The organism is Desulfothermus naphthae, from assembly GCF_054657475.1.
In genome coordinates, this window is the sequence record NZ_BAAHYQ010000003.1 from 757,726 (window position 1) to 771,818 (window position 14,093).

Below are 14,093 nucleotides of genomic sequence, written 5' to 3' on the forward strand. Positions count from 1 at the left end.
AATGAGTTAATGAGTTTATGGGTTAATGGGTTAATGAATTTTTGAGTTAATGGGTTAATGAGTATATGGGTAAATGTGTAATTAAGTCAATGGGTTTTTCGTCTTAAAATCTCAATTTGAGAAAATATTCTATTATTTGAAGAAATATATCCTAATTTGGATGGTATTACCGTCTGAGTGTCCAATTCCGCCAAAGAACCTAAGCCTATATCCAAATCCTTATGCGTCATCTATGTACTCATTTACTCATCCATCCACGCATTTACCCATGTACCCATACACGCATCCACCCATTCACCCATCCCCAAATGAGGGATTTTTTATTTCAACATCAATTTTAAAATAGCCGTCAAGGCAGCTATTTGACCTATCCAAAAGATAAACATCCATTTAATTGTATCTGCTCTCCATTTATGGATTTCTCGCATTAAACGCTCTTCCGTGGCTTTTATCTCTCCCCTTAATTTTCCCTCAGTTGATTTTATCTCCCCTCTTAATTTCTCCTCAGTTGATTTTATCTCTCCTCTCAATTTTCCCTCTATAGCCTTTATCTCTCCTCTTAATTTCTCTTCAGTTGATTTTATTTCCCTTCTCAATTTTCCCTCTGTGGCCTTTATCTCCCCTCTAACCTCTTTTATTTCGCCCATTAATCTCTCTTCAGTGGCCTTAAGTTCATCTTTAGTCAACAATTCTTTTGTTAATTCATCTTTTAGCTCATTTTTTATTATTACTTTTTGTTCTTTTGCTTTATTTTCAATACTCAGAAGACCTTCTTCTATGGACTTTATTACCTCCCCTTCTTGCTTCTACCCCCCTTTTTAAGTCTTGTTTATATAACTCTATATTGTTTATTCATTCAATTTTTTAGGGGAGCCATATATATAACTAATCCACTTTTTGACAAATTTTTAAAAAGCCATTTTGTTAAAAATTCTTTAAAATAAAAAATTTATTAAAACCCTTATTCCCCAATTCCCTCTGCAATTTTCTATCTCCAGTCCATAAAAAAGCATCCAGCTCCAAAGCAAGAGATACAAATGGTAAATCTTTTAAATCAACATCTTTTACCAGTTTATAGGCTCTTTTTCTTGAAAAGAGAGATATAGTTCCCTCGTTGATTAAGGTAATTCTTTTCAAGATAACCTCTAAAGAAGTTAAAATTTCTTCTTTATTACGTGTTAGTTTCAATAATTTCTCTTTATGTTTAAAAAGTTCCACAAAAACAAAATTACAGCTGTAAAAAGAAAAATTTTCACCTTCAAGCAAAATATCTCTAATCTTATTTTTCTTTTTTAAAAGAGCGGAGAAAATTATATTAGTATCAACAACTATTTTCATCTCTAATTCCTTCCAAAAACTTATTCCCATTCCTCTCCCACCACAATTTTTTAATCTCTTCTGCAAAACACAATAATTCATCTTCATCAAGATCTAACTCATTTACTGCTAATTCTAATTTTACTCTTTCAACAAATTTTTTTACAAAGTCCATCTCTAACAAATTAACGGGTATTTTAATTGTTAGTTCTCTCATAATTTTCTCCCTATTTCTTCATCACTTTCTTGCGTTAATGGGTAAATGAGTATATGGGTAAATGGGTAAAAGAGTATATGAGTTTTCGTCTTCTCGCACTCACACTGGTTACTGTTATCTGTTATCTGTGTGTGTGATCTGTTTTCTGTTATCCACACACACTGATCACCCACACTGGTCACTCTTGTTAGTGTCTGTTATCTGTGTGTGTTATCTGTTATCCACACACACTGATCACTCACACAGATCACTCTTATTAAAGTATTTCCACACTTTTTGTTACATACCCTTACATCCTCCTCTTTTATTTACTCCATTAAATCCTCTGGTTCCTTATACGCTTCTATTCCCAATCTCCTTGCCACCTCATACGCTTTTTCTTCTATCATAGGAGATATCACCATCTTACGATTTACTTTTTTTCCTTCTTTTTTCTCATAAAACTTCACTTTTCTATCAAATATATACATATCAGCTTTGCTCATAGAAGACTTTATCTCTATAACCCACACCTCTCCATTCTTTAAAACAACATCCAATTCTATTTGATCTGGATGTCCAAATACTTCTCCCTTTTCATCATACCCTGGATAATTCTCAACTTTTAAATCAGTTAATTCCTCTAAAATAGATTTAATTGCCTGTCTAAATGCCCTTTCTGTATTCAATCCCCATCTTGCACCAAGAGCACCAATGGTTCTGTCTATCCTTTTATTTACATTTCGAAGTTCCTTTAACAAAGTCTCCCACCTCTGATCTGATTCCTGTTTTAGTTCCCTCCACCTGCTCTCTGACTCCTCTTTTAGTTCTTTCCACTTCCGTTGAAATTCTTCCCATCTCCGATCTGACTCCTCTTTTAGTTCCCTCCATTTCCGATCTGACTCCTCTTTTAATTCCTTCCATTTCCGATCTGACTCCTCTTTTAATTCCTTCCATTTGATTTCTGATTCCTGTTTTAGTTCCCTCCATTTCCGATCTGATTCCTGTTTTAGCTCTTTCAATTCTCTAAGCAAAGTATCAAATTTTGACTCTGATTCCTTTTTGTCCGCAAAACTATCCACAAGTTTCTTCCACAATATCAATTTCACCTCAGGATGTTTTTCTAAAATATTTGGAATCTCTTTATAAATTATCTTCTTTACTTCTTCTGATAAATTCTCAACATCATAAAAAGTCATAAAATTTACACTCCATAATTTAGATCAGTCTCTGTTATCTGTTATCTGTGTGTGTGATCTGTTATCTGTTTTCCACACACACTGATCACCCACACTGGTCACTCTTGTTAGTGTCTGTGATCTGTGTGTGTGATCTGTTTCTCGCACTCACACTGATCACTGTAAATAGTGAACCTAAAGAAGTGCCATTTTTTAAATTGGTATATGAGTAAATGAGTCAATAGGTTGTTGAATAAATCCCTTTTTTAGAATGTGGTGTTGCTCACATACACGTGTCCACCCATTCACCCATTCACACATTCACACATTTACCCATTAACCCATCCCCAAAAGAGGGATTTTTTATTTCAATATCAATTTTATAATGGCCGTCAACGCAGCTATTTGACCTATCCAGAAGATAAACATCCATTTAATTGTATCAGCTCTCCACTTATGGATCTCTCTCATTAAACGCTCTTCCGTGGCTTTTATCTCTCCCCTTACATCTTTTATCTCTCCCCTTACATCTTTTATCTCTCCCCTTACATCTTTTATCTCTCCTCTTACATCTTTTATCTCTCCTCTCAATTTTTCCTCTGTAGCCTTTATTTCTCCTCTAATCTCTTTTATCTCCCCCCTCAGTTTTTCCTCTGTTGATTTTATCTCTCCTTTCAGTCTTTCTTCTGTAGCCTTAAGTTCATCCTTAGTCACCAATTCTTTTGTTAATTCATCTTTTAGCTCATTTTTTATTACTATTTTTTGTTCTTTTGCTTTATTTTCAATACTCAGAAGACCTTCTTCTATGGACCTTATTACCTTTTTAGCTACCTCAGGATCTAATATTACTCCTTCTATTGATTTTGTTAGTTCATAAGGTAAATGCACTGACATCTTCAAACCCCTTATGTTATAAATGTGTATGAGTTAATGAGTTTATGGGTTAATGGGTCAATAAGTATATGAGTAAATGTGTAATTAAGTCAATAGGTTTTCGTTTTAAAATCTCAATTTGCGTAAATATTCTCTCATTTGAAGAAATATATCCTAATTCTGATGATATTACCATCTGAGTTTCCAATTCCGCCAATGACCCCACCCTGATATAAAAAAATTAAACGCATTAACCCATCCACCCATCAACCATTAAAACATGGACATCTTCAAACTCCTTAAGTCATATAAATTTATTAATACTATTGATGATATCGCACCCAAAAGCAATCTACAACCTCCAATACAAAAACCCTTCCCCTTTTGCCTTTTCTCTATTATAAACTCCCCTAACATCAATTAAAATTGGTTTACCTGTATTTGATAATTCCTTTAATCTTTTAAAATCTAATTCTTTACAAAAAACATCATGCTTTACAGCAACTACTATTGCATCGTATGGACTGAATTCCTGTATATCTTCTATCAAATCAATCCCATACTCTGCTTTTACTTCATCTTTATAAACATATGGGTCATATACAAAAACATCTATTCCATATTCTCTTAACTCATTATAAATATCTATTACCCTTGTATTTCTTATATCACTTATATTTTCTTTAAAAGTAAATCCCAGAATCAAAACCTTACAACCTTTTACTGCTTTTCCAGCTGCGATCAATTTTTTTACTGTAATTTCTGCAACAAACTTGCCCATATAGTCATTTATTCTTCTACCTGCTAAAATGACCTGTGGATGATAGCCTAATGCTTGAGCTTTAAATGTAAGATAATAGGGATCTACTCCGATACAATGTCCCCCAACAAGTCCTGGTTCAAACTTCAAAAAATTCCATTTTGTTGCTGCTGCTTCTAACACAGATTTTGTATCAAGTCCCATTTTATTAAAAATTATGGATAACTCATTTATAAGGGCAAGGTTTAAATCCCTTTGAGTATTTTCTATAACCTTTGCTGCTTCTGCTGTTTTTATATCTGTGGCTTTAAATATTCCTGCACTAATAACACTGCCATAAATTCCAGCAAGAAAATCCCTGACCTCCTCTGTATCACCAGCTACAACCTTTGTTATTTTATCTACGGTATGTTTTTTGTCTCCAGGATTCACCCTTTCAGGGGAATAACCTACCTGAAAATCTTTCTTCCACTTAAGCCCACTCTCTTTTTCAAGTATTGGCACGCATATATCTTCAGTAACTCCTGGATATACCGTTGATTCATACACCACAATTGAGCCTCTGGATAAATATTTGCCAATTGTACCTGAAGCGGATTTTATGGGATGGAGCTCTGGCATCTTGTGTTGATTAATAGGGGTTGGAACTGTAACAATAATTAATTTACACTCAGAAATTTTCTCAGGGTTGTCTGTAAAATCTATTGAGCAATTTTTAAGCTCTTCACTACTTATTTCTCTGGTCCTATCAAATCCTTTTTTTAATTCCTCTATTCTTTGAGCACTGATATCAAAGCCTATTACATCAAACTTTTTATTCAATAATACCGCAAGAGGAAGACCAACATAACCTAAACCAACTATTATTATTTTGTGCTTCTGAGATAAAAAATCCTCCACTGAATACATATTATTTTCTCCACATTCTTGGGGTAATGGCTTTATGCGTTTATGAGTAAATGTGTAATTAAGTCAATGGGTTTTCGTCTTAAAATTTCAATTTGAGAAAATATTCTATTATTTGAAGAAATATATCCTAATTCAGATGATCTGAGCTTCCAGTTAACCCAATGAGCCAAGACTGATATATAAAAATTGAATAAACTCCAAATATCCAAACCCTTATGCATCACCCACTCACCCATCCACACATTTACCCATCCACACATGAGGGAATTTTTATTTTAACATCAACTTTATAATAGCTGACAAGGCAGCTATGTAATGCCCAAAATTTGGGGAAGTGCTATATATGCCCTATCTTCAAATACATATCCCACAGTATGAGAAAGCCCTCAAAGTTGCTCTCTTGTCTTTCTGTGTTCAGATACAAGTTTTTTTAACTCCTCTTCTGTCTTCTTCTGAGCCTCCGCTAGTTCATTCAACCGCTGCTCTGTCCTCTTCTGAGCCTCGGCAAGCTCTTTAACCCGATCCTCTGTCTTCTTCTGAGCTTGTGCAAGTTCTGCAACAATCTCTCTTAACTCTCTGAATTCATCTTTTGTTACTCTTTCTTTTTGCTGCTTTTCTATCTCTTCTAGTATTGCCAGCAAAACCCCTCTTAAACCGGGCTCTACTGTTTCTAATTTCTTAAAAAGATTAACAGTTATAACAGACATATCTCTTATTTCCTTTTTTGATATCCTTAATTAACATAATTTACTCTCTCTTTTCTGTTTTTTTCCCTTTTTCTAAAAACAACTTCATGCCTTTTTCACATCTCCTGCTATTTCCCCTTATCTTAAAGCTCAAGGAGATCGTAAAAAAGTATTTCATCATATACCCAGTTTTCTATATAAGGAACTTCCCGATATGTTTTTATTTTTATTTTTCTCCTTCGCCACTCTTTCGCCCTTTTAATTCTTAACTTTTTAGCCACTACTGAACAAGCCATAGAATTAACATCCCCCACAACCCTCCTACATGGGTAAATGGGTAAATGCGTGAAGCTAATGGATACACTTATAGGCATCACATATACACTCATTTATCCCTTCCACCCATGTTACCACCAGCTAATATTTTATTTCTAATGGGTTTATGAGTATATTAGTAAATGTGTAAATGAGTCAATGGTTTTTCCTTTTTAAATCTCAATTTGAGAATATATTCTATTAATACCCTTTAGATATTCCCACTTAGGGACAGGGTTTATTTTAAATTGTTTACTGTAAAGGGCAGACGCAAAGGCACCAAGGATGATTCCAATATTGGATACACTCATTCCATTTTGTAAGGGCGATTTTTGTGGAGGTTTGTTGTACAGGCCAATTAAATAATAAAACCAATCCCCCCAGTTCCTGTACCCACCAGCAACACCCCATGTATGCCACCACAAAAAGATTATAATAGCCAGAAAAGCAAGAAAAATACCTGCCAACCACGCAGGCCATTTTTGCTCAAAAATAAAAGAATATCCTTGTTTTATTTCATTTTTAGCAAAACTAAAAAATCAATTGTCAGACATTTGGTGGTTCTCCTTTTAGGGAAAATAAACTATACCCCAACATTTGATATAGAGGTATTTTTGATACCCTTTCTGCTTCTGTGTGTGACCATGATCCAAAGAGAAATAGATCAAGGGCACCCTCTAACATATTGGTTTGAATAAGCAAACTAGCTGCCTGCCATTTACCAATGTCAGTTTGAGGTTCAACCCTATCTACAAAGAGTCCTGTATTTTGCTCAAAATGATATTTCCCTTCGGAATCTTTGTAAATATTAAAAGGCATGACAGTGAGATCAGTAAATCCATCAGATATATCAGGTGCATATGCATAATTGAACATGACTTTTAAATCCATATTAAGTGAATCCATCCACCCATTATACAATGTTCCAATAAACACAAAGAGATCAACATCATCTAAGACTGGCTGACTCACAAATGCATTAGTGGTTCCATACTGGCTATCAAAGGCCGTCCATAACAGCGCTTAAAGGCAAGCCCGGGGATTCCTGGAAGGTCTTCAAAGTTAAATCCAAGGGGTGCCCCGTCAAATTCCCAGTTGATAATTGTGGCAAGCGGAGATCTGCCAACATTTTGTCGCCAGCTGCGTGTTTCTATGCCTTGACAACCCTGGTCTTTAAGGTCTCTACTTTTTGTTAGCCATTTCTTGTTGTTTTTGCCTCTGCTCTAACTTCTTTTGAGTCTCCATTAATTTTTGTTGAAGGAGCAACATCTGTTTTTGAAGCTTATTTAACTGGGATTTTAGCTCCTGGGTTTGTTTTAAAAGCCCTTCAGTATCTGTTTTTGCATAACCATATGAAAAAAATAAGAGGAGAAAAGATAATAGGTGAAAATATCATTCAAATCCTTGTGTTTTAACTTATTCCACTCATCCTTGCACTCTAAATTCTGATAATTAGCAAAGACCTGTTCCCAATCACCCATATTTTTAGAGCTTGGGGAAAGTTCTTCTGCTGCTGAACCATCATGGCATTTTCTACAATACTTTGTGTAGAGATACTTGCCCTTTCTCTGATTCCCATTAGGAGTGAAAGGGTCTCATCCAAAAATAGGGGACAGGATAAAACCCAAAAAACTACAACAAACCCACGCCATTAACAAAAATTTCCTTAAAACCATACCACCTTAAAGTTTTTAATAATGTGTTTCGTTAACGTTATTGCCCTTTATATTTTTATTGGTCAACATCAAAATATAGACCCAGACCATTACAATTAAGTTAACCAATTTTTTGAATTTAGTTAATAAAATCAAAAACCCGGACAAAACTATGCCCGGGTACTGGAATAAGATTTAATTAACTAACTATTTCCCCTGCATCATTGCTTCAATATCTTCTTTGGGATCGCCTATTGGCTTTAGATCAAATTTTTCTACTAAAGTTTTTGCAATATTTGGTGAGAAAAATCCAGGAAAAGTTGGTCCAACCCTTAGTCCTTTAAAGCCAAGGTAAAGAAGTGCCAGAAATACAGTTATGGCCTTTTGTTCATACCATCCAATATCAAAGGATATTGGTAACTCATTTATATCATCAACACCGAAAACTTCTTTTAATTTAAGGGCAATAACTGCAAGGGAATAACAATCATTACACTGTCCAGCATCTAAAATCCTTGGAATCCCGCCAATATCTCCGAGATCTAGTTTTATATATCTATATTTTGCACACCCAGCTGTTAAGATAACAGTGTCTTTTGGGAGGTTTTTTGCTACTTCTGTGTAATATTCCCTTTTTTTCTGCCGACCATCACATCCTGCCATGACTATAAATCTTTTAATGGCTCCAGACTTAACTGCATCCACTATCTTATCAGCAAGTCCAAGTACCTGATTTCTGGCAAAGCCACCAACAATTTTTTTGTCTTCTAAAGGTGTCGGGGCTGGACAGGATTTTGCCCTTTCAATCACTTTTGAAAAGTCCTTAGCTCCACCTTTTGGCCTATCTTCAATATGTATTGCCCCTGGATAATTAACCACACCAGTTGTAAACAATCTGTCTAAATAATTACCTTTAACAGGTATTAGACAGTTGGTTGTAAGGATAATTGGTCCATTAAAAGATTCAAATTCCTTGTTTTGATGCCACCAGGAACTACCATAGTTTCCAACAAAATGGTCATATTTTTTAAATGCAGGATAATAATGTGCAGGGAGCATCTCTCCATGAGTATATACATCAATTCCTGTTCCCTTTGTCTGTTCAAGAAGCTCTTCCAAATCCTTTAGGTCATGGCCACTTATCAAGATACCTGGATTATTTCTAACGCCTAAATATACTTCTGTGATTTCTGGATGGCCATAGGTTGATGTGTTTGCCTCATCTAGAAGCGCCATGGTCTTAACGCCATATTCACCAGTCTTGAGTGTTAAATTAAATAACTCATCAGCCGAGAGGTCTTCTGTCATAGCTGCCATTGCCTCAAAGATAAAATTATAGATATCCTTGTCCTCAAACCCCAGAAGTGCGGCATGGTCAGCATAGGCACATATGCCTTTAATGCCAAAACAGATAGTTTGTTTTAACGACCTTAAATCTTCATTTTCAAACCTGAGCCAGCCTGCTTCTTTGGCCTTTTCATAAAAATCCTTTGGGTCTGAGCTTGTCCATGTGGCAGCATCATCTAAGGGCTCATTAAATTCCTTCCCATATTTGTTCTTGTACGCAGCAAGGAATTTTTCCTTTACCCCTTCTCTTACTTTAAGGGCCCTCTTAATCCAATCTTCAAACTTTTTATTATCCCATCCTACATTTGTAATGGTGCTAAACATGGCTTCACATACAAATCTACCAACACTACTGTCCACATCCTCTAATTCTTTTAGTTTTTTTGCATAAATGGATATGCCTTCTACCAGGTAAATTAAAAGATCCTGAAGATTCGCTAAATCTTCTTTTTTGCCGCATACCCCGACCTTTGTACAACCCTGGTTTCTTGCAGTTTCCTGACACTGATTACAAAACATAGACTACTCCTTTTTTAGTTTTATTTGTTAACTATTTATAGTTATCCGCACAACTTCATATAATATGGGGTGCCCTTTAAAAATTTTTCTATCCAACTTTTAGCAAAACTTAGTTTTTTACATAACCTATTCCATGCTTCTGATATAACCTCCTTCATCTCTTTTATATCTTTTACAAAAACTAATGAAAGCACTCTTTTTATACTTTTCCAGATATACTCAATAGGATTTAACTCTGGTGAATAAGGGGGAAGATAGACTAGATAAATATCTAACTCAGATGCCTTCTCTCTTACTACTTTACTCTTATGGGATGAAAAATTATCTATTATTGCTACTATCGCTTTATATTTCTTATTTACTTCTCTTATCTTTTCTAAAAACTTAGCTATTGATAAGCCTTTTGAATCTTCTAAAAATGATTTTACACTTTCTCCTTTTATAGCATAAAAACCTATTGTGTTTGTCTTGAACTTTGTTGTATTTTTTATCTTGTCTTCTCAAAACTCCATACCCTTACTGTATTGGCGGTGTTCTGCGGACTTGTTTCATCTATAAAACCTATTGCTATCTCCTCTTCTTTAAATCCTTTCTCCTTTAACAGAGAAAAAGTAAGTTGAAGTTGATTCTCTAATATCTTCTCTCCATCTTTTGGTTTCCTATAATCCATCGGATATGGTTTAGAAAAATGCATCTTAAGCTTATCTCTCAGTATCCTTACTACATGGTCTTGGGAGTATTCTATATCAAAAGTGTCTTTTAGCAATGCCCTTATTTCTTTTGTAGTCCAATAGGCTCTCTTTTTAAGTAATTCCTTAAGCTTTTTTAAATCTTCCTCTGACAGCCTACTTGGCCTTCCTCCCCCTTTTCCTCTTCCTTTACCTTTTATCCCTTTATAACCCTCTTAGTTCCATTCCCTTATCCCTAAGTATCCTGTCGATTGGGCTATCCCACAACTGCTACACGCCTTTTCAAAATTTACCCCTTCTCCTATAAAATTTAGAAAAATAAGTTTTACTAAAATATTGTCTTTCTTCTCACTCTTTAATTTTTCTTTTAGCTCTTCTAAATTTTTAACCTTAATACGTTCCCCTTTCATAAATATTCATTATATCAAATCGTTCCTATTATATCAAGTTCTGAAGGATACTATAATTAAATTATCAACAATGTTGCCTTCTGGACTTATAACCCTCTGTTTAATTGGGATATTTTTCCCACTAAATTCCATCCCTTTTTTTACAATTGAGGGCAGAGCAGAGCAGCATGGAACCGTCATAATAAGGACTTCAACAGAATTTATATTGTTTTTAGAAAAGATCTGCTTGAATTTCTCTACATATTCATTGGGATCATCAAATTTTGGACACCCAATCATAATCACCTTTCCTGGCAAAAAATCTCTGTGAAGATTTGGATAGGCAACAGGAACACAATCAGCTACTACGAGAATATCTGCATTTTGTAAAAAAGGTGCATGTGGGGGAATAAGCTTGATCATAACTGGCCAATGAGATAAGGCAGAGGTTAGTTTGGCTCCAGCATCGGATTGAGATATATCTTTACACAGAATTTGAACCTGGCTGGATGGACAACCACAGGCTAGTTGGTCCTTATGTTTAGGATTGGATTTTAAATATTCCTGAACTGCTTCTTCATCAAAGTCTTCTGCTTCCCTCTCAACTAGCTTAATTGCGTCATTTGGGCATTCCCCAAGGCAGGCTCCAAGTCCGTCACAGTATTTTTCAGCAATCAGTCTTGCCTTTCCATCAATAATTTGAATGGCCCCTTCTTCACATGCTGGCACACATTGCCCGCAGCCATCACACTTTTCTTCATCAATTTCTATTATTTTTCTCAGTACCTTCATAAAAATTACTCCTTAATTAATACCTTTTTTGCTAAATTTTTTCCAGTTTTTGTGAAAAATGTTTTATTTATAATTTCTTCTACTTTTTCTTTGGAAATTTCCTGTTTTTTTATTTTTTCTTCCAAATTCACAATAGTGTCTGCATCAAATAGGCACTTAAAATTAACTGTTTCATCTTCCCCTGGATGATGGTGATGTGCTATTATATTACATACCTCTTTTATAAGAGCATCCTCTGCCCCCAGTTTTTTAAGGATTTCCTCAGCTAGAGGAGGCCCTAATTCTTCCTGATATTTTGCAGCACAAGAGTTATATTTTTTTTCTGCTTCTTTTATTCCTATGTCATGTAGATATGCAGCTATTAAAACAACTCCCATGTCTGCTCCTTCATCCCTTGCAATCTGTTCAGCATATCTGGCAACTTTAACAGCATGTCCAATCCTTTTAAAATCCTGACCAAATCTTCGCTTCATCTCTATTGCAACCCTATCTTTTAGCATGTCTTTTCTCTGTGCCAAAAGCTCAGGGGAGAGATTTCCAAGGCACTGTTCAGCATACTGACAATATGCAGCACAACCAAAATCCATCTTTGGATTTAAAAACTTATATCCGCAATGGGGACATTTTCTCATTGTATCATCCTTAAAAAATTCTACTTCTTTTCCACAATTTGGACATCGTACTTCAAAAACCGCAGATTGATCCCAGAATTGTGTATCTTGACCTGGACATTTCATATTTTTACCTCCTAAATTTTGAATCTTAAATATTTCTAGCTTATTTTTTTTAGATTACGCTCTTAAAAAATTAAGCAACTAATGTGCCAAACAAAACCTTTATTATTAAAAGCTTTTGAAAATATAAGTTTTATGAAAATTTTATAAAATTTTTTTAGTATTTTTGAAACACCTTTTTTAAAAAGGGATTCTTTATGATACATTTAAATGAGACACCTTTATAAATAACTAATATTTATAATTAGTTATTAAAAAAAATTGGGTGTTCCAAATTAAAAATGAGACAATAGGGAAGATACAAAGAAAATTTTCCCCCTATGGAATAAAAAATATTTAACAAAACCTTTATTACTGGGATGCCCTTGCCCAAAAGAGGAATGATTTATTCTGAATTGAAGGTGAAAACAGGTGCTGTAGAAGAAATACTTGAAGACCTTGCAATGTATCCTGACAAGTTGAAAAGAGTTAATCTTTTGGGAAAGGATTCTAATGGCATTTCACTTTTTTTCAACCATGACTTTATTATCCACAAATAATATTAGACTCCTTTCCTTATTCATCAAGTTCTTCACTCTCAACATCTGATTTTATGGGAATTAACACCTTTATGGGTTCTTTTATGCCAAACCGTTTTCCAAACTCCTTTAATTTTAAAAGAACAGTCCAATTGGCCTCATGTCCCTTTGCCAAGAGTAATAAACCATTATTGGTTTTTACCTCCTCGCCAAAGATCATTCCAGGTAATATGTCTTTTAAATATAGCTCCTTAACTTCAAATTTTGCTTCTTCTCCTAAGAATTCTTCTAATGCCTTCAAGACTTTTGGATCATAAACTCCCTTTTGATTAATCATGAATTTATAAACCTCAGCCTTGCTCATTCCTCGATTTTGTAATAAGTCAAAATCTAATGCAACTTTGAGGAATCTTCCTCCTAGGGGTATATCCTCTCCTTTTATCCCATCCTGTGGCATTCCTTTACCATCATAACATTTATTTTGGTACAATATCATCCGAGAAATATCGCCAAGCCTCGGTATATTTTTTAAAAGACTATGCCCTATTCCTGGATGCATCTCATACAATTGTATTTCCTCTTCTGTAAGTTTTTTCCCTTTGTATATCTTTAGCAAGGTTTCTGAAGATATGGTAACACATCCGATTTGGGACAACAGAGCCGCAAGCTCATATTTCCAAACATCTTTAACCTTAAAATAAATAGCAAACCATCTAACCATTCTCTTTATACGCGCCCCTCTCCCAAATGCTTCTGGATTTGTGAGTGAGAGGATATCTGATAAAAGATTAATACTTCCTTTCAAAGTGCCATGTAGTAATTCCCTTTCTGCGATAACAAGTTTATATTGTTTAACACATTGACTTAATACTTGTTCCAATAAGGTGTCTTCACATGGTTTTGTCAAAAAACGAAAAACATTTCCCTTATTAACTGCCAAAATTGCTGTTTCTAAATCAGCATAACCTGTTAATAGGACTCTAACTGTTTTTGGTGAGATTTTAGAAATATGATTTAACAAAGTAATGCCATCCATATTAGGCATCTTCATATCAGATACAACCACAGCAATATCTTTATTCTTTTTTACTATATTCAAACTTTCAATTGGATCTTCACTGGTTAGAACCTTGTATTTTTTGTGAAATTTCCGTCTAAAATATGATAAAATATTTTTTTCATCATCTACAAACAGGATTTTATCCATAATCAGCAA

At 34.6% G+C, this 14,093-nt stretch carries 17 protein-coding genes and 1 pseudogene; 1 reads left to right on the plus strand and 17 read right to left on the minus strand.

What is annotated here, in order from left to right; genetic code table 11:
* Window positions 1-320: 320 nt before the first annotated feature.
* From ACYQ1E_RS15395 to ACYQ1E_RS15470, 16 genes and pseudogenes are all read right to left on the minus strand, one after another.
* Complete coding sequence (locus ACYQ1E_RS15395; protein WP_459881347.1) at window positions 321-686, minus strand: hypothetical protein; 366 nt, start codon at window positions 684-686, stop codon at window positions 321-323.
* A 238-nt stretch (window positions 687-924) separates the two neighbouring features.
* Entirely contained in the window at window positions 925-1,338 is a 414-nt protein-coding gene (locus ACYQ1E_RS15400; RefSeq protein ID WP_459881350.1) for a PIN domain-containing protein, read from the minus strand.
* Complete coding sequence (locus tag ACYQ1E_RS15405) at window positions 1,322-1,534, minus strand: hypothetical protein (protein ID WP_459881297.1); 213 nt, start codon at window positions 1,532-1,534, stop codon at window positions 1,322-1,324. Before ACYQ1E_RS15405 ends, ACYQ1E_RS15400 begins: the two co-directional genes overlap by 17 nt.
* Before the next feature lie 308 nt (window positions 1,535-1,842).
* Window positions 1,843-2,712, minus strand: coding sequence for a PD-(D/E)XK nuclease family protein (locus ACYQ1E_RS15410; RefSeq protein ID WP_459881353.1), 870 nt, complete (start codon window positions 2,710-2,712; stop codon window positions 1,843-1,845).
* 342 nt (window positions 2,713-3,054) lie between these two features.
* On the minus strand, window positions 3,055-3,585 hold the full coding sequence (locus ACYQ1E_RS15415) for a coiled-coil domain-containing protein (RefSeq protein ID WP_459881356.1): 531 nt from the start codon (window positions 3,583-3,585) through the stop codon (window positions 3,055-3,057).
* Window positions 3,586-3,916: 331 nt separating this feature from the next.
* A complete protein-coding gene (locus ACYQ1E_RS15420; protein ID WP_459881359.1) occupies window positions 3,917-5,233 on the minus strand; it encodes a nucleotide sugar dehydrogenase in 1,317 nt (438 codons plus the stop codon).
* A gap of 386 nt (window positions 5,234-5,619) precedes the next feature.
* Window positions 5,620-5,940 (minus strand): hypothetical protein, encoded by a 321-nt coding sequence (locus ACYQ1E_RS15425; RefSeq protein WP_459881362.1) that lies wholly within the window; start codon window positions 5,938-5,940, stop codon window positions 5,620-5,622.
* Between the two features lie 122 nt (window positions 5,941-6,062).
* Window positions 6,063-6,215 (minus strand): hypothetical protein, encoded by a 153-nt coding sequence (locus tag ACYQ1E_RS15430; protein WP_459881365.1) that lies wholly within the window; start codon window positions 6,213-6,215, stop codon window positions 6,063-6,065.
* Between the two features lie 192 nt (window positions 6,216-6,407).
* Complete coding sequence (locus tag ACYQ1E_RS15435) at window positions 6,408-6,749, minus strand: YeeE/YedE thiosulfate transporter family protein (RefSeq protein WP_459881812.1); 342 nt, start codon at window positions 6,747-6,749, stop codon at window positions 6,408-6,410.
* A gap of 31 nt (window positions 6,750-6,780) precedes the next feature.
* Window positions 6,781-7,388, minus strand: a pseudogene (locus ACYQ1E_RS15440) (DUF3373 family protein).
* A 708-nt stretch (window positions 7,389-8,096) separates the two neighbouring features.
* The gene (hcp, locus tag ACYQ1E_RS15445; protein WP_459881368.1) at window positions 8,097-9,755 is read right to left on the minus strand and encodes a hydroxylamine reductase; all 1,659 of its coding nucleotides are present in this window, start codon (window positions 9,753-9,755) and stop codon (window positions 8,097-8,099) included.
* Between the two features lie 41 nt (window positions 9,756-9,796).
* A complete protein-coding gene (locus ACYQ1E_RS15450; protein ID WP_459879350.1) occupies window positions 9,797-10,246 on the minus strand; it encodes a transposase in 450 nt (149 codons plus the stop codon).
* Window positions 10,243-10,644, minus strand: a complete 402-nt coding sequence (locus tag ACYQ1E_RS15455; protein ID WP_459879352.1) for a helix-turn-helix domain-containing protein — start codon at window positions 10,642-10,644, stop codon at window positions 10,243-10,245. Before ACYQ1E_RS15455 ends, ACYQ1E_RS15450 begins: the two co-directional genes overlap by 4 nt.
* A gap of 15 nt (window positions 10,645-10,659) precedes the next feature.
* Window positions 10,660-10,854 carry a hypothetical protein gene (locus ACYQ1E_RS15460; protein WP_459878957.1) on the minus strand — a complete coding sequence of 65 codons (195 nt, stop codon included), beginning with the start codon at window positions 10,852-10,854 and terminating at the stop codon, window positions 10,660-10,662.
* 33 nt (window positions 10,855-10,887) lie between these two features.
* Window positions 10,888-11,625 carry an ATP-binding protein gene (locus ACYQ1E_RS15465; RefSeq protein WP_459881371.1) on the minus strand — a complete coding sequence of 246 codons (738 nt, stop codon included), beginning with the start codon at window positions 11,623-11,625 and terminating at the stop codon, window positions 10,888-10,890.
* A gap of 5 nt (window positions 11,626-11,630) precedes the next feature.
* The gene (locus ACYQ1E_RS15470) at window positions 11,631-12,362 is read right to left on the minus strand and encodes an HD domain-containing protein (RefSeq protein ID WP_459881374.1); all 732 of its coding nucleotides are present in this window, start codon (window positions 12,360-12,362) and stop codon (window positions 11,631-11,633) included.
* 377 nt (window positions 12,363-12,739) lie between these two features.
* On the opposite strand from ACYQ1E_RS15470, the gene ACYQ1E_RS15475 reads away from it, so the two are divergent.
* Entirely contained in the window at window positions 12,740-12,898 is a 159-nt protein-coding gene (locus ACYQ1E_RS15475) for a hypothetical protein (RefSeq protein ID WP_459881377.1), read from the plus strand.
* A gap of 16 nt (window positions 12,899-12,914) precedes the next feature.
* Here the strand turns inward: ACYQ1E_RS15475 and ACYQ1E_RS15480 are convergent, their stop codons facing one another.
* Complete coding sequence (locus ACYQ1E_RS15480; RefSeq protein WP_459881379.1) at window positions 12,915-14,084, minus strand: HD domain-containing phosphohydrolase; 1,170 nt, start codon at window positions 14,082-14,084, stop codon at window positions 12,915-12,917.
* Window positions 14,085-14,093: the final 9 nt, after the last annotated feature.

Bases quoted from the DNA above. Each gene is read 5' to 3' on its own strand.
- ACYQ1E_RS15420 (WP_459881359.1), bottom strand. From the start codon at position 5,233: ATGTATTCAGTGGAGGATTTTTTATCTCAGAAGCACAAAATAATAATA.
- ACYQ1E_RS15470 (WP_459881374.1), bottom strand. From the start codon at position 12,362: ATGAAATGTCCAGGTCAAGATACACAATTCTGGGATCAATCTGCGGTT.
- ACYQ1E_RS15460 (WP_459878957.1), bottom strand. From the start codon at position 10,854: ATGAAAGGGGAACGTATTAAGGTTAAAAATTTAGAAGAGCTAAAAGAA.
- hcp (WP_459881368.1), bottom strand. From the start codon at position 9,755: ATGTTTTGTAATCAGTGTCAGGAAACTGCAAGAAACCAGGGTTGTACA.
- ACYQ1E_RS15480 (WP_459881379.1), bottom strand. From the start codon at position 14,084: ATGGATAAAATCCTGTTTGTAGATGATGAAAAAAATATTTTATCATAT.
- ACYQ1E_RS15405 (WP_459881297.1), bottom strand. From the start codon at position 1,534: ATGAGAGAACTAACAATTAAAATACCCGTTAATTTGTTAGAGATGGAC.
- ACYQ1E_RS15400 (WP_459881350.1), bottom strand. From the start codon at position 1,338: ATGAAAATAGTTGTTGATACTAATATAATTTTCTCCGCTCTTTTAAAA.
- ACYQ1E_RS15465 (WP_459881371.1), bottom strand. From the start codon at position 11,625: ATGAAGGTACTGAGAAAAATAATAGAAATTGATGAAGAAAAGTGTGAT.
- ACYQ1E_RS15430 (WP_459881365.1), bottom strand. From the start codon at position 6,215: ATGGCTTGTTCAGTAGTGGCTAAAAAGTTAAGAATTAAAAGGGCGAAA.
- ACYQ1E_RS15410 (WP_459881353.1), bottom strand. From the start codon at position 2,712: ATGACTTTTTATGATGTTGAGAATTTATCAGAAGAAGTAAAGAAGATA.
- ACYQ1E_RS15475 (WP_459881377.1), top strand. From the start codon at position 12,740: ATGATTTATTCTGAATTGAAGGTGAAAACAGGTGCTGTAGAAGAAATA.
- ACYQ1E_RS15415 (WP_459881356.1), bottom strand. From the start codon at position 3,585: ATGTCAGTGCATTTACCTTATGAACTAACAAAATCAATAGAAGGAGTA.
- ACYQ1E_RS15425 (WP_459881362.1), bottom strand. From the start codon at position 5,940: ATGTCTGTTATAACTGTTAATCTTTTTAAGAAATTAGAAACAGTAGAG.